We start from the raw sequence: 21445 nt of genomic DNA, 5'->3' as shown, positions 1-21445 counted from the left end.
TGTCTGTCAGGCCATCCTGCTATTGCTGTGAAAGCACGAGGTGCAAAAGCATGAAAGGACTTCGACGGTTACTGGCCGCTACCCTGGCCACGCTCGGCTTGTTGGCTGCGCCGGTCCCGGTGTTCGCCGCCCAGGCCCCGATCCACTTCGCCGACCTGAACTGGGAAAGCGGCAGTCTGATCACCGATATCCTGCGGATCATTGTCGAGAAGGGCTACGGCTTGCCCACCGACACGTTGCCGGGCACCACCATCACCCTGGAAACCGCCCTGGCCAACAATGACATCCAGGTCATTGGTGAAGAGTGGGCCGGTCGCAGTCCGGTGTGGGTCAAGGCCGAGGCCGAAGGCAAGGTCGTGAGCCTGGGCGACACGGTCAAGGGCGCCACCGAAGGCTGGTGGGTGCCGGAATACGTGGTCAAGGGCGACCCCGCCAAAGGCATCAAGCCCCTGGCGCCGGACCTGCGCAGTGTCAGCGACCTGCCGCGCTACAAGGATGTGTTCAGCGACCCGGAAAGTCCGGGCAAGGGCCGCTTCCTCAATAGCCCGATTGGCTGGACCTCGGAAGTGGTCAATAAGCAGAAACTCACGGCCTATGGCTTGAACGACAGCTACGTGAACTTCCGCAGCGGCTCCGGCGCGGCGCTGGATGCGGAAATCGCCTCGTCGATCCGTCGTGGCAAACCGGTGTTGTTCTATTACTGGTCCCCGACACCGTTGCTCGGGCGCTTCAAACTGATCCAGCTGGAAGAGCCTCCATTTGACGCTGAGGCCTGGAAAACCCTGACCGACGCCGATAATCCGAATCCGAAACCCACCCGTTCCCTGGCGTCGAAATTGTCTATTGGCGTGTCCACGCCGTTCCAGAAGCAGTACCCACAGATCGCGGCGTTCTTCACCAAGGTCGATTTGCCGATCGGGCCGTTGAACAAGGCGCTGGCGGATATGAGTGAGAAGCACACGGCACCGCGCCAGGCGGCCGAGGCCTTCATGAAGGCACATCCGGACGTGTGGCAGGCATGGCTGCCGAAGGATGTGGCGGATAAGGTCAGTGCCTCACTGAACTGACCGGATGCCCTGTAGGCGCAAGGCTTGCCCGCGATGGCGATCTCACGGACGTCATCGCGGGCAAGCCTTGCTCCTACAGGAGGAGGGGTTAGAACCTTGTCTGTACGGCTAACTCAAACGTGCGCGGCGTCCCCAGGTAATACGCCGGCGAAACATGCGCAAACTCGGCATACACCTCGTTGGTCAGGTTGCGCACCCGGCCGGTGACGGTGGTGTGTTGGTCAACCTTGTAGCTCAAGAAACTGCCGAACAGCGTGTACGACGGCACGGTCATGGTGTTGGCGCTGTCAGCAAACACCGACGCCACGTACCGCGCATCGACACCGCCTTGCCATTGCGGCGCAAAGTCATAGGTCAACCACAGGTTACCCACCCGATCCGGCACGTTGGTCGGCGTGTTGCCCTTGCGGGAAACCACTGTACCCGCCGCGTTCTTCTCGGTGAACTCGTCGTATTGCGCATCGACCCAGGCGAAGTTGCCCTCAGCCAACAGCTTGTCGGTGATCCGGAAAGACGTGGCCAACTCGATGCCTTTCGACGTCTGCTGACCCACCGGGATGCTTTGGGTCGGGTCCAGCGGATCGGTCACAGCGAAATCCTTGCGTTCGATCGTGTACGCCGCCAGCGTCGCCGAACCGCGACCGTCCAGGTAATCGAACTTGCTGCCCACTTCCCACTGCTTGCCGGTGGACACATCAAAGTCCTGAGTACCATTGGGCTGTTCGGCGGCGGTGCTGTATTGCACGTAGACATTGGCCGAGGGAATGAACTGGTAGGTCAGGCCCACCCGGCCGGTGACCGGCTCCCAACTGCGCTTGAGGTGCCGCGGATTGCTGGCAGTTACTGCCCGGTGGTTGGTCACGTCGAGGTCGATGTCGTCGTATCGCAGGCCGGTCAACAGCGCCAGTTTGTCGGTCAACGCCAAACGGTTCTCGACGAACAGCGCCTTGGTGGTGACCTCGTTGGTCTTGTCGCTGATCAGCTTCGGATTAGTGCCAGGAATGTCATAGAAATGCCCCGGCTGGAAGTTGTTCGGATTGACGCTGCTCGCACCTTTGACATTCAGCGGCGAGTTGGTGGTCTGGTTGACCTTGTACTCGAAGCCGCCGGACCAGGTAGCGTCCAGCCCAAACACTGTGTTGTCGTGACGCAGTTCGAACTGGTTGCCGTTCTGCTCACCCTGATGCCGTACCTGATACGCCGTGGAGCGGTTCACCGCGCTGTTGTCGGCGTTGTACTGGTAGGTTTCCAGATTGCGGTAATCGCGCTGGCTGTCGAGGTGATAGAGGGTGTTGCGCAGAGTGGTGCTGTCGTTGATCCGGTAATCAATGATCGAGCGGACCCAGATCGTGCGCTGCTCGTAGCGGCCATCCTCGACGTTGTAGTTATTGAAGCGATTGTGTTTGTCGACCTTTAGCTCGCCAGCCTTGGGGTTGAGCACTGGCGTGCCCCAGTATGGGCTGTCCTCGTGCTCGTCCTGGTATTCCAGGGCCAAGGTGTGGGACAGATTGGGCGTCAAGTCGCTGAGCAGCGAGAACGCCACGCTCCAGGCATCGCGCTCCTGGCGGTCGATGTAGCCGTTGCTGGTGTTGTGGCTGACGTCGAGTCGCGCGTAATGCTGCACGTCCGCCCCGGCTTCGCTGAGGGCGTGGTTGAGGCCGAATGCGGTCTCGGTGGTGTCGTAGCTGCCGTAGCTGATCCGGCCTTCGACGGCTTGCTCTTCGCGGGTCGCCAGTTTGGTCACATAGTTCAGCGAACCGCCCACAGAGCCGGCGCCATTGATCAATGACGATGGGCCGCCAACCAGTTCGACCCGATCATAAATCCACGCGTCCACCGGTCGTGCCAGACCGCCCGATACGTTGATGCCGTTGAACATCTGGGTGATCTGGCTGCTGGTGAAACCGCGATACGACACGAATCCGCCGAATCCCGGCGGTGCACTGGCGTTGACACCGGGTAAGGTGTTGGCGGCGTCCTGGAAGTTTTGCGCGCCGTGGCGCTCGATATCGTTGCGGTTGGCGATGGCCACCGAGGCCGGCGTGTCCCGCACGCTGAGCCCCAGGCGCGAGGCCATGCCGCTGGATTGATCGAGGCTCAGGCCGGGTTCGTTGCCGGCCTCACCGTCAATGGTGATCGGCGCCAGATCGACCGTGGATTGCGCCCAGGCGCTAACGGACAGGCAGCCAACCAGGCTCGCCAGTAAAGGGATGTGTTTCATCGATTGAATCCTGAATTCTTGTCTAGGAAACAGCGCACAGGCAAACGTCACGCGTTAGCGCAGCGGGCTGATCGGTAAAGGCGAAGAAAGTCAGGCCAAAGGTGGGGCGCGGGGATTGGCCGAAGGCCAGGTGTAGCGGGCAGGCAGGTCAATGCTGGCGACGACGGCCAATGGTGGGCTGTGTTGTTGCGGGAGAATCGCCAGGGTCAGGCTGGAATTGAGCGCCGGACCCATGCCGCCAGTGGAGCACAGCGGGCAGCCGAAGGCCTTGGACAGGGTCGGCAACTTCTCTTCGGAGGTGTTTGACGAGGCGGGTGCCTGGGTCGCGGGGTCCACGGCGCAGAACTGGCCGCCAAGACCGTTGAGCTGCATCCCGACCATCTGCCCGTGACCGATACTGCAGGCGAACACATTGAACAGGACGCAGCAATAAAGCATCCAGGCCATCAATGTGCGATCAGTTCGGGCGAATTTCATGGGGCGGCACTTTACCACCGTCGATACATTTGCCCTTACAAAAATGCGCGAGGAAGTTCATCCTGCTGCGACATTTAACGCTGGATGTCTGAATATGAGCCTAATGGTCGCGCAATGGATGGCTGCAATCTTCCTGTTGATCAGCCTGATTCACGTGTATTGGGCGGCAGGTGGAAAGCTCGGAAGCGAGGCGGCGGTGCCGCGCGTGCCTGGGGAGGGCGGTGGAGAATCAAGGCCGGCGTTCAAGCCTTCGGGCTTTACCACGTTGCTGGTCGCGGTGGGCTTGCTGCTGATTGCGATGCTGGTGTGTTTGCGGGTCGGCCTGTATCTGCCGACGGTGCAGCATTGGTCGCTGCAATGGGCGATCAGTGCCATTGCGATGCTGATGTTTGCCCGGGCGATTGGTGATTCGAACTTGATGGGGTTCTTCAAGCAGGTCAAGGGCTCGAAGTTTGCCCGGCTCGATACCTGGGCGTATTCGCCGTTGTGTGTGGTGTTGGGGGCGGGGTTGTTGGCGGTAGCCTGGATCTAAAAGCTTCGCGGGCAAGCCTCGCTCCTACAGGATTCGTGTTGAATCACACATTTGTGAACAACCCAAACCTGTAGGAGCGAGGCTTGCCCGCGAAGAAGCCCGCCCAAACACAGCGAGACTCTGAACTTAACCCTCGATTTCGGTGTGGCGACTACTCACCTCAGCCGGCACATCATCCCCCGCCATGCGCTTGCGAAACAACGCCGCCCGCGCCAGCAGCAGCGTGGTCACCGGCACCGTGATCGCCAACAGAATCGGTATCAGCCAGGCATGCAGCACCGGCGCGGACTTGAGTGCTGAAAAGTAGATGATCGACGCCAACGCCACGCACCACGCGCCCAAAGTCGAGGCCAGGGCCGGCGGGTGCATGCGCTGGAAGTAATCCTTCATCCGCACTAGCCCCACCGCGCCGATCAGCGCAAACAGACTGCTGAGCACCAGCAGGATCGCGACCGGAATCTCGATCCACAACGACAGTTCGCCAGTCATTCGATCACCTCGCCACGCAGCAGGAATTTGGCCAGGGCAAACGAGCCGACGAAGCCGAACAGGGCGATCAGCAGCGCTGCCTCAAAGTAAGTGTCACTGGCATAACGAATGCCCAGGGTCAGCATCATCAGCATGGCGATGATGTACAGGTAATCCAGCGCCAGAACCCGGTCCTGCGCCGATGGGCCCTTGAACAGCCGGATCAGCGTCAGCACCATCGCCAGGGAAAAAATGAACAGGCTCAGCAGGATCGCGTTCGACAGCAAGGCGCTCATTCGAAAATCTCCATCAAGGGCCGCTCGTAGGTCGTCTTGAAGTGTTCGATGAACGACGCTTCGTCATCCAGATCGAACACGTGCAGCAACAAAATGCTGCGGTCCAGCGACAGTTCCGACCACACCGTGCCGGGCACCACCGTGCAGATCATCGACAGCGCGGCGAGGCCATTGGCGTCGCGCAAGTCCAGCGGGACCTTGATGAACGCTGAGCGCGGTAGCCGGCGACCGGCATTCAAAACGCCCCAGGCGACCGCAAGGTTGGACACCACCACGTCGCGACCGACCAGGAAAAACAAGCTGACAATCACCCCCGGCCGCCGAATGCGGATCGGCAGCGGCCGCAATTTGCGCATCATCAACGGTGCGCAAAACCCTAAGGCTGCGCCCAGCAGCAGGTTGCCGGGGCTCAGCGACAGGTTCAGCAGCAGCCATAACAGCCACAGAGCCAGGGACAACCACGGTGCGGGAAACAGGCGCTTCATGGTTGCACCTCCGCCATCGCAGCCTTGGCTTCAGGGCTGGGAACCGCGCGGGTGCCGAGCACCGCCATGACGTATTGCTGCGGGTTGTTCAACGCGTCCGCAGCCGCCTGGGTGTAACGCAGCAGCGGTTCGGCCTTGAAAGTCAGGGCAATGCTCAGCCCCAGCAGGACAATGATCGGCACGCATTCAAAACGTCGCAGCAGCGGCGACGGCCGTTCTTCCGGGGTCCAGAAACGCTGGATACCCAGGCGCGAGAACGCAATCAGCGAGGCCAGCCCGGACAGGATCAGCAACGCCAGCAAGCCCCAGGCCGCGTTCGAGATCGGCACGTCGCCGCTGTTGCCAATGCCCAACGGGTTGAGCAGCGCGCTGAGCAAACCCAGCTTGCCGATAAATCCTGAGAGCGGCGGCATGCCGACGATCAGCAGCGAGCAGGCAATGAAACTCAAACCGAGGAAGGCCATGGTCCAGGGAATCACCTGGCCGACCACGGCTTTCTGTTCGTCGTCGAGGTTGATGCCTTTGGGCGGTTGCAGGGATTCCATCGGTCGTGGCAGCAGGTCACCGTCGTCGTACAGCGGCATCTCATTGACCGAACGGGAGCGCTCGATCAACTCGGCCAACAGGAACAGCGCGCTCAGCGCCAGGGTCGAGCTGACCAGATAGAACAACGCCGCACCAATCAGGTTCGGCTGGGCGAAACCGATGGCCGACAGCAGAATCCCCGCCGACACCAGAATGCTCAGGCTGGCCATGCGTTCCAGGCGTTGCGCCGCCAGGATCGCCACCGCAGCGCAGACGATGGTTGCCATGCCGCCGTAGATCAGCCAGTCGCCGCCAAAGTACGCGGACGCCCCGGCCTGACCGGAGAACAGCAGCGTCCACAACCGCAATAAGGTGTAGACGCCGACCTTGGTCATGATCGCGAACATTGCCGCCACCGGCGCACTGGCGGCGGAATAGGCCGGCACCAGCCAGAAGTTCAGCGGCCACATCCCGGCCTTCGCCAGGAACGCCACCGCCAGAATCGCCGCGCCGGCATGCAGCAGGCCGCGATCGGCTTCCGGCACCAGCGGGATTTTCAGCGCCAGGTCGGCCATGTTCAAGGTGCCGGTGACGCCATAGATCAGCGCCGCGCCAATCAGGAACAGCGACGAAGCCAGCAGGTTGATCGAGATGTAATGCAGCCCCGACGACACCCGCGCCCGACCCGAACCGTGCAACATCAGGCCGTAAGAGGCGGCCAGCAGCACTTCGAAGAACACGAACAGGTTGAACAGATCGGCGGTCAGGAAGGCGCCGTAAAGGCCCATCATCTGAATCTGGAACAACGCGTGGAAGCTTGAACCGGCACCATCCCAGCGGGCCATGGCGAACAGCAGGGCGCTGACGCCGATGACACCGGTCAGCACCAGCATCATCGCCGACAAACGATCGACCACCAGCACAATGCCGAACGGCACCTGCCAGTTACCCGGCAGGTACACGCCGATGGAGCCAGGCACGCCGGTGCTTTGTGTCCATTGCAGCAGCATCACGGAAATGCCCAGCCCGACCAGGCTGGAGAACAGGTTGATCTTGGCTTTCAGCGGCCGGTGTTTCTCGCCGAGCATCAACATGATCGCGGCGGTCAGCAGCGGCAGCAGAATCGGTGCGGCGATCAGGTGCGTCATCGCATTCATTCTTTAGGCTCCCGGCCATCCACATGGTCGGTGCCGGTCAGGCCCCGGGAGGCCAGCAGCACCACCAGGAACAACGCGGTCATGGCGAAGCTGATGACGATCGCGGTCAACACCAGCGCTTGCGGCAGCGGATCGGTGTAATGCAGCAAATCCTGGGGCACGCCGTCCTTGATGATCGGCTCCTTGCCGATAAACAGGCTGCCCATGCTGAAGATGAACAGGTTGACGCCGTAGGACAGCAGGCACAGGCCCATGACCACCTGGAACGTCCGTGGCCGCAGGATCAGCCAGACACCCGACGCGGCCAGGACGCCGATGGCGATTGCGATGACTTCTTCCATCAGACGGCTCCTTTGGCGGCAACGGATCGGGGCAGGGCAGCAGATTTCGGTTGCGCTGCCGTTTTGTGACCCCGGACCGATTGGTGGGCAATGGCGGTGAGCATCAACAGGGTTGAGCCGACCACCACCGCGTACACGCCGATGTCGAAGAACAGCGCGCTGGCGATGTGAATGTCGCCCAGCACCGGCAATGAGAAATGCAAGGTGTGGGTGGTCAGGAACGGATACCCGGCCGCCATCGCCCCCAGTCCGGTGACCGTGGCGAACAGCAGCCCGGTACCCATCCAGCGCAGTGGCCGCAGGCTCATTTGCGCCTCGACCCACTGCGTGCCGGCGACCATGTATTGCAGGATAAAGGCGACCGACATCACCAACCCGGCAACAAAACCGCCGCCCGGTTGGTTGTGACCACGCATGAACAGGTAGAACGACACCACCACGGCAATCGGCAGCAACAGGCGCACCAGCACCGCCGGCACCATCATGAAACCGAGGGCGGTGTCGCTCGCCTGGCGCGGGTTGACCAGGTCGGTGACTACGTCCGGCGCGAGCAACCGCTGCTGGGCCGGCAGTTGCAGGCTTTCTTTCGGTGGGCGGAAACGACGGAGCAGGGCGAACACGGTCAGCGCCACGGCCACCAGCACGGTGATTTCACCGAGGGTGTCGAAGCCGCGGAAGTCCACGAGCATCACGTTGACCACGTTGCTGCCGCCGCCTTCTGGCAGGGCGCGGCTGAGGTAGAACGAGGAAATGTCGTTCGGTGTCTGCCGCGTCAGCATCGCGTAGGCCAGCAACGCCATGCCGCCACCGACCACGGTCGACAGCAGCAAGTCACGGATACGGCGGATGCGCGCTTTGCGCAGGCTGCTCGGCAACGGTGACACCTCTTCGATTCGCCGCGGCAACCAGCGCAGGCCCAGCAGGATCAGGACCGTGGTCACCACTTCGACCACCAGTTGCGTCAGGGCCAGGTCCGGCGCCGAGAACCAGACGAAGGTCACGCAGGTCATCAGCCCGCACACGCTGACCATGGTCAGGGCGGCGAGACGGTGATACTTGGCCTGCCACGCCGCGCCGAGGGCGCAGGCAATCGCCAGCAGCCAGAGGATCACGAACACGATCGAGCCCGGAATCTTCGGCCGGTCGCCCCAGCTCAGGCTGCTGTGGAGCATCGGGATCAGCCCGGCCAGCACAGCGGCGAGTACCACCAGGAACAGCTGGGTTTGCAGGCGTTTGGTACTGATCCGCCGCTCCAGGCGCCGGGCCAGGCGCATCATCACCACCAGGCTACGCTCGAACAGGCGCTTGCCGTTGAAGCGGCCAATGATGGGCGGGTACTTGAAGCGGCCGCGCTTGAGTTGATTACGCAGCAACAGGTAGAGCACGATGCCGCACGACATGGCGACCAGGCTCATGATCATCGGCGCGTTCCAGCCGTGCCAGATCGCCAGGCTGTACTCAGGCAACGTGCCGCCGACCACGGGCAGGGCCGCCGCCGCGAGCAATGGGCCGACCACTTGCGCCGGGAAAATGCCGACGATCAGGCAAGTGAACACCAGCAACTCCACCGGCGCGCGCATCCAGCGTGGCGGTTCGTGCGGGGTGTGCGGCAGGTCGGTCGCGGGTGGGCCGAAGAACACGTCGACGGTGAAACGCAGGGAGTAGGCGACGCTGAAGGTGCCGGCGATGGTCGCCACGATCGGCAAGGTCATTTCGACCCAGGCCGTGGCGTTGATGAACACGGTTTCGGCGAAGAACATCTCTTTGGAAAGGAAACCGTTGAGCAACGGCACGCCGGCCATCGAGGCGCTGGCGACCATCGCCAATGTGGCGGTGAACGGAATCAGCTTGATCAGGCCGCTGAGTTTGCGAATGTCCCGGGTGCCACTCTCGTGGTCGATGATCCCGGCGGCCATGAACAGCGAGGCCTTGAAGGTGGCGTGGTTGAGGATGTGGAACACCGCGGCCACGGCCGCCAGCGGACTGTTCAGGCCCAGCAGCAGGGTGATCAGGCCCAGATGGCTGATGGTCGAGTAGGCCAGCAGGCCCTTGAGATCGTTCTGGAACATCGCGCAATACGCGCCGAGCAACAGGGTGCAGGCCCCGGCCCCGCCGACGATGTAGAACCATTCTTCACTGCCGGACAGCGACGGCCATAGCCGTGCCAAAAGGAAAACCCCGGCCTTGACCATGGTCGCCGAGTGCAGATAAGCCGAAACCGGAGTCGGCGCCGCCATCGCGTGGGGCAGCCAGAAGTGGAAGGGGAATTGCGCGCTTTTGCTTAAGGCGCCGATCAGGATCAGGGGGAGCAGGATAGGGTAGAGGGCATGTGCGCGAATCAGATCGCCGGCGGCCAGGACCTTGTCCAGGTCATAGCTGCCGACCACATGGCCGAGCAGCATGACCCCCGCCAGCAGGCACAAACCCCCGGCACCGGTGACCATCAGCGCCATATAGGCGCCGCGCCGAGCATCGGCACGGTGGTGCCAGTAGCCGATCAACAGGAACGAAAAGAGGCTGGTCAGCTCCCAGAAAAACACGATCTGGATCAGGTTGCCGGAGATCACCAGCCCGAGCATGGCGCCCATGAACGCCAGGAAAAACGCGAAGAACCGCGGCACCGGATCGTCCGGCGACATGTAGTAGCGGGCGTACAACGACACCAGCGTACCGATGCCCAACACCAGCAGCGAGAACAGCCAGGCAAACCCGTCCATGCGCAAGACGAAGTTCAGCCCCAGGCTCGGTAGCCAGAAGAACTCTTCGCGGATCACGCCGCCATGGGCGATTTGCGGGTACAGGAGGGCGACCTGGATGGTGCCAATCAAAGCCACCAGGCCAGCCAACAGCGATTCGGTGTTACGCGCGTTGTGTGGCAGCAAAGCCGCGACACAGCTGCCGATAAAAGGCAGAAGCAGTAGAACTATCAGGGACATAGGCTTCTAATCTGCGGAAGTTTGTGAAGCATCATACGTGCCAGCTCTCGGATCGCAAAACGCCAACGTGTGGCAGGATCCTACAAGGTAGGCGGGATAGCCTGATTGTGCTCGTTCCCATGCTTTGTGTGGGAATGCCTCATTAGACGCTCTGCGTCAGCTTTTGGGACGCGGAGCGTCCGGGGCTGCATTCCCACGCCGGAGCGTGGGAACGATCAGTGCTCTGTTTCGCGCTTCAGATCATCCTCAACCTCAGCGACTGCCTTACCCTTGGTCTTCAACTCACTGACAATCACCGCCGCCACAATCAACCCCGCCCCCAGCAACGCAATCGCTGGCAAACGCTCCCCGGCCAGACGCCCGACAATCCCGGCCCACACCGGCTCACCGGCATAGATCAATGTCGCCCGGGTTGGTGAAACACTCTTCTGCGCCCAGTTCATCGCCACCTGGATCGCCGCACTGGCCGCACCCAGGCCCAGGGCGCTGCCCAACAACAGCCAGGAGAAGTGCGGGATCGCTTCCTGCGTAGGAACCACCATCAGAAACGCCAGCATCGAGGTGACCGCCAATTGCACCACCGTCACCCGACGCACATCGACCTGGCCCGCATACGTGCTGATCAGAATGATTTCAGCGGCAATCGCCACGGTGCTGATCAGCGTGGCGATTTCGCCGGGGCTGAAATCCAGCGAAGCACCGGAAGGCCCGGACAGCATCATCAACCCGGTGAAGGCCAGCATGATGCCAATGCTTGGCATCAATCCTGGACGCTTGCCGAAGACCATCCATTGCAGCAACGGCACAAACGGTACGTACAACGCGGTAATAAAAGCCGACTGACTGCTGGGAATCGTCTGCAACCCCACGGTCTGCAAGCCGTAACCGAGCATGATCGCCACACCAATAAAAGACCCGGCCTTGAGCTCCAGCAACGTCAACGCCCGCAGGCTGCGCCAGGAAAACAGCGAGACAATGCACGCCGCCGCAGCAAAGCGCAGGCCGACGAAAAACATCGGGCCACTGACGGTCATCGCATGCTGCACCAGCAAGAACGTCCCGCCCCAAACCATGGTAATCAGCACCAGCACGCACTCGGCCTTGCTGAACCGCGAAAAACGAGAAGAAGCCTGGGGGGAATTCACCGACGTCATGACCTTGCGCGCTACCTGAGGTGGACGCACAATGCGCCCGAAGTTGCGCAGTATACTGCCCAACCCCATCGAGTGAGCAATATAGTGCACAAAGATTCTCCGCCCCGGGCTTCGGTCCTCCAGCACGTCAGCCAGAACGTCAAACGGCTGCGCCACGCCGCCGACATGAGCCAGACCGCCCTGGCCGAAAAGTCCGGGGTCAGCCGGCGCATGCTGGTGGCCATTGAGGCCGGCGAGAAAAACGTCAGCCTGACCACCCTCGACCGCGTGGCCGAAGCGCTGGAGGTGGCGTTCAGCGACCTGATCCAGGCCCCGGACGCCCGCGACCCGAGTCGCATCAACGAAGTGGCTTGGGCCGGGACCATCCCCGGCAGCAAAGCCGTTCTACTCTCCAAAGCCACCGCCACCCGCGAGGTGGAACAATGGGAATGGTGCCTGCAACCAGGAGAGATTTATCCATCGCAACCGGATGCCGACGGCTGGAGCGAGCAGCTCTACGTGTTCGAGGGCTGCCTGACCCTTATGCTGGGCGACACGCCCCACGAAATTGCCGCTGGCGAGTTTTATATGTTTGCCAGCAACCAGCCTCATACCTATCGCAATGACGGGAAAGTGGCGGCGCGGTTTGTGCGTAATGTGGTGATCTGACTGTTTCCAGGCCAACAGTGGATGAACACTTTGCTGTTTTTAAGCTTCAAGTTTTTCTTGGATGGCTATGCAAGGCATTGAAATAAAAGGTTTTTAATATCAGGCACGACTCCTGCAAAAGGTCTTGGGTATTCACCCGGAACCACGGAGTCGGCCCCATGACCACCTCACCCAACACCGCCCATGTCATCCGCTCGGACGCCGAAGCCATCGCCGTCGCGCACAGACTCGCAGCACGTTTCGCCGTCGAGGCCAGCGTTCGCGACCGCGAGCGACGCCTGCCGGTGGCTGAGCTGGACGAATTCTCCGCCAGTGGCCTGTGGGGCATCACCATTCCCAAGGCATACGGCGGCGCCGGCGTGTCCTACGTGACCGTCGCCGAGGTAATCAGGATCATTTCCGCCGCCGATTCGTCCCTCGGCCAGATCCCGCAGAATCATCTCGGCGTGCTCGACATCCTGCTGCAAACCGCCACCGAAGAGCAGAAGCGCTACTACTTCGGCAAAGTCCTGCAGGGCTACCGTTTCGGAAACGCCTTTTCCGAATCCAAAAGCAAAAACGCCGGGGCGTTTGAAACCCGCATTCGTTTCGATCAGGACACCGCGCAACTCGACGGCGAGAAGTTCTACTGCACCGGCGCGTTGTTTGCGCACATTGTGCCGGCGGTGGCGGTGGATGAAGACAACAAGGCGTTCATCGCCTTCATCGAGCGCGACAACCCGGGCCTGACGGTGATCGACAGCTGGGACGGTTTCGGCCAGCGCACCACCGCCAGCGGTGGCGTCACGTTGAACGCGGTGAAAGTCCCGCGCAGCGCGGTCATCCCGGCGCACAAAGCCTTCGACGAACCCACCGCCGACGGCCCGATCTCGCAAATCATCCAGGCCGCCGTCGACACCGGCATCGCTGTCGGTGCTCTGGAAGAAACCAAGCGTTACGCCCGCGAATCCCGGCCGTGGATCGACAGCGGTAACGATCACGGCTGGCAGGACCCGTTCAGCATCGCCGCCATCGGCGACCTCGAATGGCGGGTCCACGGCACCGAAGCCATTCTGAAAAAGGCCGGCCAGGCCATCGACCAGGCCTTGATCAGCCCCAACGAAGACACGGTCGCCCACGCCTCAGTGGTGGTGGCCCAGGCCAAAGTCCTGTCCGCCGAAATCGCCTTGCTCGCCAGCAGCAAACTCTTCGAACTGGCCGGCACCCGCTCGGTGCTCGGCAAGTACAACCTCGACCGCCACTGGCGCAACGCCCGGACCCACACCCTGCACGACCCGGCACGCTGGAAATACCACCTGATCGGCAACTACCTGCTCAACGGCGTGAAGCCCGCGCGCCACGCCTGGAACTGAGGAGCCCACCATGAACGCCTTGACCCAACCGATTGCTGCCAACGAGCCCCTGGCCAAAAGTCAGCACGACTTGCACAACGCCCGCAGCCTGCTTGATGCGACCTTGCGTTTCGTCCGCCAACAAGCTCAGGCCACGGATGATCCCTATGTCATCAGCCGCTTCGGCGATTTGCACATTCGCATCGAAGTCGCTGCCGCACTGTTGGAACGTGCCGAAGACTTTCTGCACAGCGCCGAGGACGACACGGAAATCAGCGTCGCCATCGCCGAGTCGCACCTGGCCAGCGCCGACGCCCTGAATGCCGTGAGCAACGCCGAATTTGAACTCACCGGCCAACGCACCGCGCTGCATGGCTCGCTGCATGATCCACTGCGCTGGAAACTCCATCTCATCGGCAATTTCCGCCTTAACGGCATCCATCCTCCAAGTTTCAGGAGCGTCGTTTGATGGCTCGCCAAATTCGACTCAACGCGTTTGACATGAACTGCGTCGGCCATCAGTCGCCGGGTTTGTGGGCGCATCCCCGGGACCGCTCCTGGCAGTACAAGGACCTCGAATACTGGACCGATCTGGCGAAAATCCTCGAGCGCGGCAAGTTCGATGGCCTGTTCATCGCCGACGTGCTTGGCATCTACGACGTCTACAACGGCAACGGTGACGCGGCGATCCGCCAGGCAGCGCAGGTGCCGGTCAACGATCCGCTGCAACTGATCCCGCCGATGGCGCTGGTCACCGAGCATCTGGGTTTCGGCCTGACTGCATCGTTGTCCTTCGAGCATCCGTATCCGTTCGCCCGACGCCTCTCGACCCTGGATCACCTGACCAAGGGCCGCGCCGGTTGGAACATCGTCACCTCGTATCTGGAAAGCGGCGCGAAGAACCTCGGGCAGAAAAACCAGACCGAGCACGACGCCCGTTACGACTTCGCCGAAGAGTACCTGGAGGTTTGCTACAAGCTCTGGGAAGGCAGTTGGGAAGAGGGCGCGATCCTGCGTGATCGTGAGCGACGGGTCTTCAGCGACCCGAGCAAAATCCACGAGATCCAGCACGTCGGCAAGCACTTCCAGGTGCCAGGGATTCACCTGTGCGAACCGTCGCCGCAGCGCACGCCCGTGTTGTATCAGGCCGGCGCGTCGAGTCGCGGCAAGCAGTTTGCCGCTGAGCATGCCGAGTGCGTGTTTGTCGCGGCACCTTCGAAAGTGCTGCTGAAGAAAACCGTGGCGGATATCCGTCGTAGCGCGGCTGAAGCGGGGCGCGATCCGAAGAAGATTCTGATCTTCAACTTGCAAACGGTGATCCTCGGCGAGACCGATGCCAAGGCCAAAGCCAAGTTCGAGGAATACAAAACCTGGGTCAGCTACGAAGGTGCGATGGCGTTGATTTCCGGCTGGACCGGGATTGATTTCAGCCAGTTCAAACCGGATGAACCGCTCAAGCACGTGCACACCAACGCGATTCAGTCGGCGGTGGAAGCGTTCTCCACGGCGGACCCGAACAAGGTCTGGACCCCGAATGAATTGGCCGATTGGGTCGGGATTGGCGGGTTTGGGCCGTTGTTTGTCGGCAGCCCGGAAACCGTTGCTGACCTGTTGCAAGAGTGGGTCGAGGACACCGACGTGGACGGCTTCAACCTGGCCTATGCGCTGACCCACGAAACCTTCATCGACGCCGTGGAATTGCTGGTGCCGGAGTTGCAGAAGCGTGGGGTGTACAAGACCGAATACGCGCCGGGGACCTTGCGCGAGAAGTTGTTTGGCGAAGGGCCGCGCTTGCCGGAGATTCACCCGGGGGCGGGGTATCGGGACCTGGCGGCGTTGCGGCAGCAGGAGAAGAAGGTGGTGTCGGCGTGATGATCGTTCCCACGCTCCGCGTGGGAATGCATCCCGGGACGCTCCGCGTCCCCAGCTCCAACAGCGGACGCAGAGCGTCCATGGCGGCATTCCCACGCAGAGCGTGGGAACGAGCAGATGAAGAGCCAGCCCAGCGGACCACCGCACGCTTTTTCCCATGAACAGGAGGTCACCCCATGAGCGTGCACGAACTCAAGCGTCCGCCCACCGCGGACACTGCCGAATGGCAAGTCAAGGCGCCCCAGGCTCTGGAACAGTTGCGCCACTGGGGCCAGGTCAGTCCGCTGCAAACCGCGCTGCGGCATAAGCGTCACGGCCAGTGGTTTGCCTGGCGCTGGATCGATGCCTTGCGCGATGTCGAGCGGCTGGCCGATGGCCTGCGCCAGCAGGGTTTTACCGAGGATTCACGGCTGGCCCTGAGCGGTGCTTTCGAACCGGATCTGTTGCTGTTGGCGCTGGCGGCGAGGCATGTCGGCGGTGAAGTACTGACGCTGCCCGACACCCTCGATGCGGAGTCACTGCACAAAGCGCTATGGCGCAGCCGTCCCACCCACGCCTTCATCCAAGGACGGCAAACCCGACAACTGTGGCTCAACCACGGCCAATCACTGCTGAATTTCGCCGAACTGCTCGGCCCGGTGGAGCCGCCGCAACGTCTGCGCCTCGGCCTCGCCGGCGCCCAGCTCTGGAGCGAAGAGGGCAGCGATTGGCAGGACGGCCTGACGGTGGTGCTCGATCAATGGCTGGCCAGCGGCCAACCCCTGGCTTTTCCGGAAAGCCCCGGCAGCGCCAGCCGTGATCGCCGGGAAGTGGCGCCGTCCGGACTGCTGCTATCCGCCGAACGCCTGCAACGTCTGGCCGATGAAATCGAAAGTCGCCTTGCCCCGCAAAACACCTGGCGCCGACGTCTCTGCGACTGGGCCATCGCTCACCCGGAAAAACCCCTGCAACGCCTGATCAAGAACCGCGTCCGCCGCCTGCTGGGCTTTCACAACCTGCATTTCATCTGGCAAGCCCCCCGCACCCCTGACGCTCAACCCGCGCCAACCTGGCTCGCCGAATTCAAACGGGACATCGCATGAGCTCGACCGATTCCATCCTGCAAGTCAGCGGCATTTCCCTGTCGTTCAAAGGCGTGAAGGCGATCAATGAATTGTCCTTCGACGTGCGCCGGGGCGAGATCTGCGCATTGATCGGCCCCAATGGCGCCGGCAAGAGTTCGCTACTCAATGTGCTGAACGGCGTGTACCCGTTCGATGCCGGCGCCATCGTGTTCGAGCAACAACCGTTCAAACGCATCGACCCGCTGACCGCCGCCCGCCGGGGCATCGGGCGCACGTTTCAGAACAACGCGCTGTTCAAGAAAATGAGCGTGATCGACAACGTCCTCACCGGCCTGTCCCGGCACTTGCGCAGCAGCTTTATCGAGCAGGCGCTCAACCTACCGCGTGCCCGCCGAGAAGCCGCAGACTTCCGCCAGCAGGCCCAAGGCATTCTCGAATTCCTCGAACTGCAAGCCCACCGCGACGTGCCGGTAGGCAATCTCTCCTACGGCCTGCAAAAACGCGTAGAGCTGGGCCGCGCCTTGATCGCCGGCCCGCGCCTGTTGCTGCTCGACGAACCCATGGCCGGGATGAACGCCGAAGAGAAACACGAAATGGCCCGGTTCATCGCCGACATCAACCGCGACCTCGGCACCACCGTCGTGCTGATCGAACACGACATGAGCGTGGTCATGGGCCTGTCCGACCACGTCGTGGTGCTCGATTACGGACGCAAGGTCGGCGATGGCACACCCGCCGAAGTGCAGGCCGATCCCGACGTGATCGCGGCGTATCTGGGAGTGGTGCACTGATGACGTTCTTCTTCGAAACCCTGCTCGGCGGTTTGCTCGCCGGCACCATGTATTCGCTGGTCGCCATCGGTTTTGTGCTGATCTACAAGGCCAGCGGCGTGTTCAATTTTGCCCAGGGCTCGATGCTGCTGTTCGCCGCGCTGACCTTCGTCAGCCTGCACGACCAGGGCGTGCCATTTGCCTTGGCGCTGTTGCTGACTGTCGTGGTGATGATCATCGGCGCGTTGCTGATCGAACGGCTGGTGCTGCGGCCCCTGGTCAACCGTTCGCAAATCACCTTGTTCATGGCCACCCTTGGACTGTCATTCATCATCGAAGGGCTTGCCCAGGGTTTGATGGGTTCGCAGGTGCGGGCGCTGGATCTGGGCATCGATGACGTGCCGCTGTTTATCGGCGGGATGATGGTCAGCCAGTTCGACCTGATCGCCGCTGCTGCCGCCATCGTGCTGGTGACGGTGTTGGCGCTGCTGTTCAACAAGACCCGGATCGGCGTGTCCCTGCGCGCGGTGGCGGATGACACCACTGCGGCGTTGTCGATTGGCATCAACCTCAATCGCATCTGGCAGATCGTCTGGGCGGTGGCCGGCGTGGTCGGGCTGGTCGCCGGATTGCTCTGGGGTGCGCGCCAAGGGGTGCAGTTTTCCCTGTCGCTGGTGGTGCTCAAGGCCTTGCCAGTGCTGATCATCGGCGGCTTCACCTCGATTGGCGGGGCGATTGTCGGCGGGCTGATCGTCGGTGCGGCGGAGAACCTTGCCGAGGTCTACATCGGCCCGTTGATCGGCGGCGGCATCACGCCGTGGTTCGCTTATGTCCTGGCCCTGGCCTTCCTCTACATCCGTCCCGCCGGTCTGTTCGGCGAGCGCGCCATCGAGCGAGTCTGAACCCATGTCGATTTCCCTTGCCCGCGAAACCGCGCCATCGCTGTTGGTCCAGCGCCGTGTACCGTTTGCCTTGCTTGGCCTGTTGTTGATCGCTTTCGTCATCGTGCCGCTGACTGGCAACGACTATTGGCTGAACGCGATTCTGATCCCGTTCCTGGTGCTGTCCCTGGCCGGGCTCGGCCTCAATTTACTGACCGGTTATACCGGCCAGACGTCGGTCGGTGCGGCCGGGTTCATGGCGGTTGGCGCCTTTGCCACTTATGGTTTTCTGCTGCGCTTGCCTGAATTGGGTTTGCCGGTGGCGCTGCTCGGCGGCGGATTGATCAGCGCCGTGGTGGGTTTCGTGTTCGGTTTGCCGAGTTCGCGGATCAAGGGTTTTTACCTGATGGTCACCACGCTGGCCGCGCAGTTTTTCCTTGAGTGGCTGTTCGTCAAATTCCCCTGGTTCTACAACTACGGCTCGTCCGGGACCATTTCCGCGCCGAAACTGGCGCTGTTCGGCCATGACCTCAATACCCCCGTCGGCCGCTATTTGCTGACCCTGACCACGGTGCTGCTGTTGACCTGGGTCGCGGTAAACCTGGTGAAAAGCCAGATCGGTCGCAACTGGATGGCGATCCGTGACATGGACACCGCCGCCGCCGTGATCGGCATCCCGGTGGTGCGCTACAAACACCTGGCGTTTGCCGTCAGCTCGTTCTACCTCGGCATCGCCGGGGCGCTGTGGGCCTTTGCTTACCTGGGCACCGCCAGCGCCAGCAGTTTCGATATCAATCGCTCGTTTCAGATCCTGTTCATCATCATTATCGGCGGCATGGGCAGCATCGCCGGCAACTTCGTCGGCGCGGCGTTTATCAGTCTGCTGCCGATCCTGCTCAGCCACGCCGGGCAAGCCATGTTCGGCGGTTCGGTGGACGCCGGGCAACTACAGAACCTGCAAAAAATCATCTTTGGCGTGCTGATCATCCTGTTCCTGATCAAGGAACCGGAAGGCCTGATTCGCCTGCTGGGCAACCTTCGTGAACGGCTGAGCCACTGGCCGCTGCGCTTCTGAATTCCTATCTGAATAGAGAGACAACATGCGTGCAACCTTGAAACGTTCCTTGCTCGGTGCGGCCCTGACGCTGGCGGTGTTCAGCAGTGCAGTGCCGCTGGTCCAGGCCTCGGCGGACCAGCAGTTCTTCCCGTTGGCCACCTACCGGGTCGGTGCCTACGCCTCCAGCGGCGTGCAGGTGTGGGCCGGGATGCTCGACTACCTGAACTACATCAACGAGGTGGAAGGTGGGATCAATGGCGTGAAACTGGTCTGGCAGGAATGCGAGACCGAGTGGACGGCGGAGAAGGGCATCGAGTGCTATGAGCGCTTCAAGAACGGCCTGGATGGCGCCCCGGTGGCGATCTATTCGCCCAACGGCGCCCCGGCGGCTTACGCCCTGAGCGAGCGCGCCGAGGTCGACAAAATCCCGCTGATCACCCTTGGCTACGGTCGTACCGAAGCCACCGACGGCACGGTGTTTCCCTACAACTTTCCGGTGATGCTGACCTTCTACAGCGAGGCATCGAGCCTGATCAACTACATCGCCCAGCGCGAGGGCGGCTTCGACAAACTCAAGGGCAAGAAGATTGCCACGGTCTATCACGACTCGGCTTACGGGCGCGAAACCCTGGGGCCGTTGAAACTGTTGGCCGAGAAATACGGCTTCGAAAATATCCAGATTCCGGTGGCGGATCCGGGCAACGAACAGTCGTCGCAATGGCGGCAGATTCGCCAGGTCAACCCAGATTGGGTGTTCTTGCGCACTTGGGGCGTTTCCACGCCGGTAGCGGTGAAGACCGCAGCACGTTTCGGCTTCCCGGTGGACCATATCGTCGGCGACATCTGGGCCAGCTCCAGCGAAGACGTATTGCCCGCCGGTGCCGCCGCCAAAGGCTATCTGGCGCTGACACCATACCCGGCCGGCACCGACTTCGAGATCCACAAACGCCTCAAGCAGTACATCCTCGACAAGGGCAAAAGCGACCTCAAGGACCTGAAGAATTTCGGCAGCGTCTACTACAACTCCGGGTTGGTGAACGCGGCGGTAATGGTCGAAGCGATCCGCACCGCCCAAGGCAAGTTCGGCAAACGTCCGCTCAACGGCGAGGAAGGCCGCTGGGGCCTGGAACACTTGAATATCGACGATGCGCGGCTCAAGGACATGGGCTACTTCGGGTTGATGCAGAACCTCAAGTTGTCGTGCAAGGATCATGAGGGCGGCGGTTCGGCGCGGGTGCAGCAGTGGGACGGCGCCAACTGGACGCTGATCAGCGACTGGATTGCGGCGGATCGCGCCTTGCTGCGGCCATTGATCGATGAAAAATCCGCGGCGTTCGCCAAGGAAAAAGGCCTGACGCCACGCACCTGCACCGGGGATGAATAAGCCATGAGCCAAACCGCCAGCGACATCGCCGCCCATGACCTGTTGCTGGTCAAGGACATCGAAGTGATCTACGACGGCACGATCCTGGCGGTGGCCGGGGTCTCGCTGACGGTGCCCAAGGGCGGCATCGTCGCGTTACTCGGGGCCAACGGCGCCGGTAAAAGCACCACGCTCAAGGCGATTTCGGGGCTGGTGCGGGCCGAGCGGGCGGAGGTCAGTCGCGGCAGCATCGAGTTTTTCGGGCGTGATCTGGCCGGAATCGATCCGAGCGAGCGGGTGCACCAGGGCATGGTCCATGTGCTGGAGGGTCGGCACGTGTTCCCGCAATTGACGGTGGAGGACAACCTGCGCAGCGGCGGGTTTGTCCGGCGCTTGAGTCGCCAGGACCTGGCCCGTGACCTGGAGCGCATCTACGCCTGGTTCCCCCGCCTGAAAACCAAGCGCAAGACCCAGGCCGGCCTGACGTCCGGCGGCGAGCAGCAGATGGTCGCCATCGGTCGTGCGTTAATGACGCGTCCTACTTTGGTACTGCTTGATGAACCTTCCATGGGTTTGGCGCCTATTATCGTCCAGGAGATTTTCGAGATCGTCGCCCAGCTCAATCGCGACGAGCAGGTGAGCTTCCTGATTGCCGAGCAAAACATTAATGTGGCGCTCAAGTATGCGTCCCAGGCTTATGTGCTCGACACCGGACGGGTCGTATTGTCCGGCAGCGCCGAAGAGCTGCTGGCCCGAGGCGATTTGCACGACTTTTATCTAGGCAAACATTGACCGTGAGA

The 21445-nt window shown here is 61.9% G+C and carries 21 protein-coding genes; 12 read left to right on the top strand and 9 right to left on the bottom strand.

Annotated elements, in window-relative coordinates; genetic code table 11:
• The first annotated feature begins 50 nt into the window (after positions 1-50).
• Positions 51-1067, top strand: a complete 1017-nt coding sequence (locus HKK52_RS06815; RefSeq protein ID WP_169370142.1) for an ABC transporter substrate-binding protein — start codon at positions 51-53, stop codon at positions 1065-1067.
• 88 nt (positions 1068-1155) lie between these two features.
• Here HKK52_RS06815 and HKK52_RS06810 read toward each other — a convergent pair whose 3' ends face one another.
• A complete protein-coding gene (locus HKK52_RS06810; RefSeq protein WP_169370141.1) occupies positions 1156-3288 on the bottom strand; it encodes a TonB-dependent receptor in 2133 nt (710 codons plus the stop codon).
• A gap of 90 nt (positions 3289-3378) precedes the next feature.
• Positions 3379-3765 carry a DUF2946 domain-containing protein gene (locus HKK52_RS06805; protein WP_169370140.1) on the bottom strand — a complete coding sequence of 129 codons (387 nt, stop codon included), beginning with the start codon at positions 3763-3765 and terminating at the stop codon, positions 3379-3381.
• Between the two features lie 94 nt (positions 3766-3859).
• Between HKK52_RS06805 and HKK52_RS06800 the strand changes: the two genes are divergently transcribed.
• On the top strand, positions 3860-4297 hold the full coding sequence (locus HKK52_RS06800; RefSeq protein ID WP_169370139.1) for a DUF3995 domain-containing protein: 438 nt from the start codon (positions 3860-3862) through the stop codon (positions 4295-4297).
• Between the two features lie 126 nt (positions 4298-4423).
• On the opposite strand, the gene HKK52_RS06795 is transcribed toward HKK52_RS06800, so the two are convergent.
• From HKK52_RS06795 to HKK52_RS06765, 7 genes are all read right to left on the bottom strand, one after another.
• The gene (locus HKK52_RS06795) at positions 4424-4786 is read right to left on the bottom strand and encodes a Na+/H+ antiporter subunit G (protein ID WP_169370138.1); all 363 of its coding nucleotides are present in this window, start codon (positions 4784-4786) and stop codon (positions 4424-4426) included.
• Complete coding sequence (locus HKK52_RS06790; protein WP_133836076.1) at positions 4783-5061, bottom strand: K+/H+ antiporter subunit F; 279 nt, start codon at positions 5059-5061, stop codon at positions 4783-4785. Before HKK52_RS06790 ends, HKK52_RS06795 begins: the two co-directional genes overlap by 4 nt.
• Complete coding sequence (locus HKK52_RS06785; protein ID WP_169370137.1) at positions 5058-5546, bottom strand: Na+/H+ antiporter subunit E; 489 nt, start codon at positions 5544-5546, stop codon at positions 5058-5060. The genes HKK52_RS06790 and HKK52_RS06785 overlap by 4 nt, the downstream gene beginning before the upstream one ends.
• Positions 5543-7228: a monovalent cation/H+ antiporter subunit D gene (locus HKK52_RS06780; RefSeq protein WP_169370136.1), complete on the bottom strand. Its 1686-nt coding sequence runs from the start codon at positions 7226-7228 to the stop codon at positions 5543-5545. The genes HKK52_RS06785 and HKK52_RS06780 overlap by 4 nt, the downstream gene beginning before the upstream one ends.
• On the bottom strand, positions 7225-7569 hold the full coding sequence (locus HKK52_RS06775; protein WP_007986256.1) for a Na+/H+ antiporter subunit C: 345 nt from the start codon (positions 7567-7569) through the stop codon (positions 7225-7227). Before HKK52_RS06775 ends, HKK52_RS06780 begins: the two co-directional genes overlap by 4 nt.
• Positions 7569-10505, bottom strand: coding sequence for a monovalent cation/H+ antiporter subunit A (locus HKK52_RS06770; protein WP_169370135.1), 2937 nt, complete (start codon positions 10503-10505; stop codon positions 7569-7571). The genes HKK52_RS06775 and HKK52_RS06770 overlap by 1 nt, the downstream gene beginning before the upstream one ends.
• Positions 10506-10720: 215 nt before the next feature.
• Positions 10721-11728 (bottom strand): DMT family transporter, encoded by a 1008-nt coding sequence (locus HKK52_RS06765; RefSeq protein WP_178117481.1) that lies wholly within the window; start codon positions 11726-11728, stop codon positions 10721-10723.
• A gap of 15 nt (positions 11729-11743) precedes the next feature.
• On the opposite strand from HKK52_RS06765, the gene HKK52_RS06760 reads away from it, so the two are divergent.
• The 10 genes from HKK52_RS06760 (at position 11744) to HKK52_RS06715 (ending at position 21437) form a co-directional block, all read left to right on the top strand.
• On the top strand, positions 11744-12307 hold the full coding sequence (locus HKK52_RS06760) for a helix-turn-helix domain-containing protein (RefSeq protein ID WP_169370133.1): 564 nt from the start codon (positions 11744-11746) through the stop codon (positions 12305-12307).
• A gap of 158 nt (positions 12308-12465) precedes the next feature.
• A complete protein-coding gene (locus HKK52_RS06755; protein ID WP_169370132.1) occupies positions 12466-13659 on the top strand; it encodes an SfnB family sulfur acquisition oxidoreductase in 1194 nt (397 codons plus the stop codon).
• Between the two features lie 10 nt (positions 13660-13669).
• Positions 13670-14107, top strand: a complete 438-nt coding sequence (locus HKK52_RS06750; protein ID WP_169370131.1) for an acyl-CoA dehydrogenase — start codon at positions 13670-13672, stop codon at positions 14105-14107.
• Positions 14107-15510 (top strand): LLM class flavin-dependent oxidoreductase, encoded by a 1404-nt coding sequence (locus tag HKK52_RS06745; protein ID WP_169370130.1) that lies wholly within the window; start codon positions 14107-14109, stop codon positions 15508-15510. Before HKK52_RS06750 ends, HKK52_RS06745 begins: the two co-directional genes overlap by 1 nt.
• Positions 15511-15686: 176 nt before the next feature.
• Complete coding sequence (locus tag HKK52_RS06740) at positions 15687-16592, top strand: acyl-CoA synthetase (protein WP_169370129.1); 906 nt, start codon at positions 15687-15689, stop codon at positions 16590-16592.
• Entirely contained in the window at positions 16589-17365 is a 777-nt protein-coding gene (locus HKK52_RS06735; RefSeq protein WP_169370128.1) for an ABC transporter ATP-binding protein, read from the top strand. Before HKK52_RS06740 ends, HKK52_RS06735 begins: the two co-directional genes overlap by 4 nt.
• Positions 17365-18246, top strand: a complete 882-nt coding sequence (locus tag HKK52_RS06730; protein WP_169370127.1) for a branched-chain amino acid ABC transporter permease — start codon at positions 17365-17367, stop codon at positions 18244-18246. Before HKK52_RS06735 ends, HKK52_RS06730 begins: the two co-directional genes overlap by 1 nt.
• 4 nt (positions 18247-18250) lie before the next feature.
• Entirely contained in the window at positions 18251-19300 is a 1050-nt protein-coding gene (locus HKK52_RS06725) for a branched-chain amino acid ABC transporter permease (protein WP_169370126.1), read from the top strand.
• A gap of 25 nt (positions 19301-19325) precedes the next feature.
• Positions 19326-20666 (top strand): ABC transporter substrate-binding protein, encoded by a 1341-nt coding sequence (locus HKK52_RS06720; protein WP_169370125.1) that lies wholly within the window; start codon positions 19326-19328, stop codon positions 20664-20666.
• Positions 20667-20669: 3 nt separating this feature from the next.
• A complete protein-coding gene (locus HKK52_RS06715; protein WP_169370124.1) occupies positions 20670-21437 on the top strand; it encodes an ABC transporter ATP-binding protein in 768 nt (255 codons plus the stop codon).
• Positions 21438-21445 lie beyond the last annotated feature (8 nt).

The sequence above is a fragment of the Pseudomonas sp. ADAK2 genome, assembly GCF_012935755.1.
GTDB lineage: Bacteria > Pseudomonadota > Gammaproteobacteria > Pseudomonadales > Pseudomonadaceae > Aquipseudomonas.
The sequence above is the reverse complement of the archived record's forward strand: the minus strand, read 5'-3'. Positions and strand labels throughout refer to the sequence as shown.

What these genes read in the sequence shown, in the direction of transcription:
- HKK52_RS06805 (WP_169370140.1), bottom strand. Translation starts at nt 3,765, where the DNA reads ATGAAATTCGCCCGAACTGATCGCACATTGATGGCCTGGATGCTTTAT.
- HKK52_RS06800 (WP_169370139.1), top strand. Translation starts at nt 3,860, where the DNA reads ATGAGCCTAATGGTCGCGCAATGGATGGCTGCAATCTTCCTGTTGATC.
- HKK52_RS06780 (WP_169370136.1), bottom strand. Translation starts at nt 7,228, where the DNA reads ATGAATGCGATGACGCACCTGATCGCCGCACCGATTCTGCTGCCGCTG.
- HKK52_RS06725 (WP_169370126.1), top strand. Translation starts at nt 18,251, where the DNA reads ATGTCGATTTCCCTTGCCCGCGAAACCGCGCCATCGCTGTTGGTCCAG.
- HKK52_RS06750 (WP_169370131.1), top strand. Translation starts at nt 13,670, where the DNA reads ATGAACGCCTTGACCCAACCGATTGCTGCCAACGAGCCCCTGGCCAAA.
- HKK52_RS06745 (WP_169370130.1), top strand. Translation starts at nt 14,107, where the DNA reads ATGGCTCGCCAAATTCGACTCAACGCGTTTGACATGAACTGCGTCGGC.
- HKK52_RS06735 (WP_169370128.1), top strand. Translation starts at nt 16,589, where the DNA reads ATGAGCTCGACCGATTCCATCCTGCAAGTCAGCGGCATTTCCCTGTCG.
- HKK52_RS06795 (WP_169370138.1), bottom strand. Translation starts at nt 4,786, where the DNA reads ATGACTGGCGAACTGTCGTTGTGGATCGAGATTCCGGTCGCGATCCTG.
- HKK52_RS06765 (WP_178117481.1), bottom strand. Translation starts at nt 11,728, where the DNA reads ATGGGGTTGGGCAGTATACTGCGCAACTTCGGGCGCATTGTGCGTCCA.
- HKK52_RS06715 (WP_169370124.1), top strand. Translation starts at nt 20,670, where the DNA reads ATGAGCCAAACCGCCAGCGACATCGCCGCCCATGACCTGTTGCTGGTC.
- HKK52_RS06785 (WP_169370137.1), bottom strand. Translation starts at nt 5,546, where the DNA reads ATGAAGCGCCTGTTTCCCGCACCGTGGTTGTCCCTGGCTCTGTGGCTG.
- HKK52_RS06790 (WP_133836076.1), bottom strand. Translation starts at nt 5,061, where the DNA reads ATGAGCGCCTTGCTGTCGAACGCGATCCTGCTGAGCCTGTTCATTTTT.
- HKK52_RS06755 (WP_169370132.1), top strand. Translation starts at nt 12,466, where the DNA reads ATGACCACCTCACCCAACACCGCCCATGTCATCCGCTCGGACGCCGAA.
- HKK52_RS06810 (WP_169370141.1), bottom strand. Translation starts at nt 3,288, where the DNA reads ATGAAACACATCCCTTTACTGGCGAGCCTGGTTGGCTGCCTGTCCGTT.
- HKK52_RS06730 (WP_169370127.1), top strand. Translation starts at nt 17,365, where the DNA reads ATGACGTTCTTCTTCGAAACCCTGCTCGGCGGTTTGCTCGCCGGCACC.
- HKK52_RS06815 (WP_169370142.1), top strand. Translation starts at nt 51, where the DNA reads ATGAAAGGACTTCGACGGTTACTGGCCGCTACCCTGGCCACGCTCGGC.
- HKK52_RS06770 (WP_169370135.1), bottom strand. Translation starts at nt 10,505, where the DNA reads ATGTCCCTGATAGTTCTACTGCTTCTGCCTTTTATCGGCAGCTGTGTC.
- HKK52_RS06740 (WP_169370129.1), top strand. Translation starts at nt 15,687, where the DNA reads ATGAGCGTGCACGAACTCAAGCGTCCGCCCACCGCGGACACTGCCGAA.
- HKK52_RS06720 (WP_169370125.1), top strand. Translation starts at nt 19,326, where the DNA reads ATGCGTGCAACCTTGAAACGTTCCTTGCTCGGTGCGGCCCTGACGCTG.
- HKK52_RS06775 (WP_007986256.1), bottom strand. Translation starts at nt 7,569, where the DNA reads ATGGAAGAAGTCATCGCAATCGCCATCGGCGTCCTGGCCGCGTCGGGT.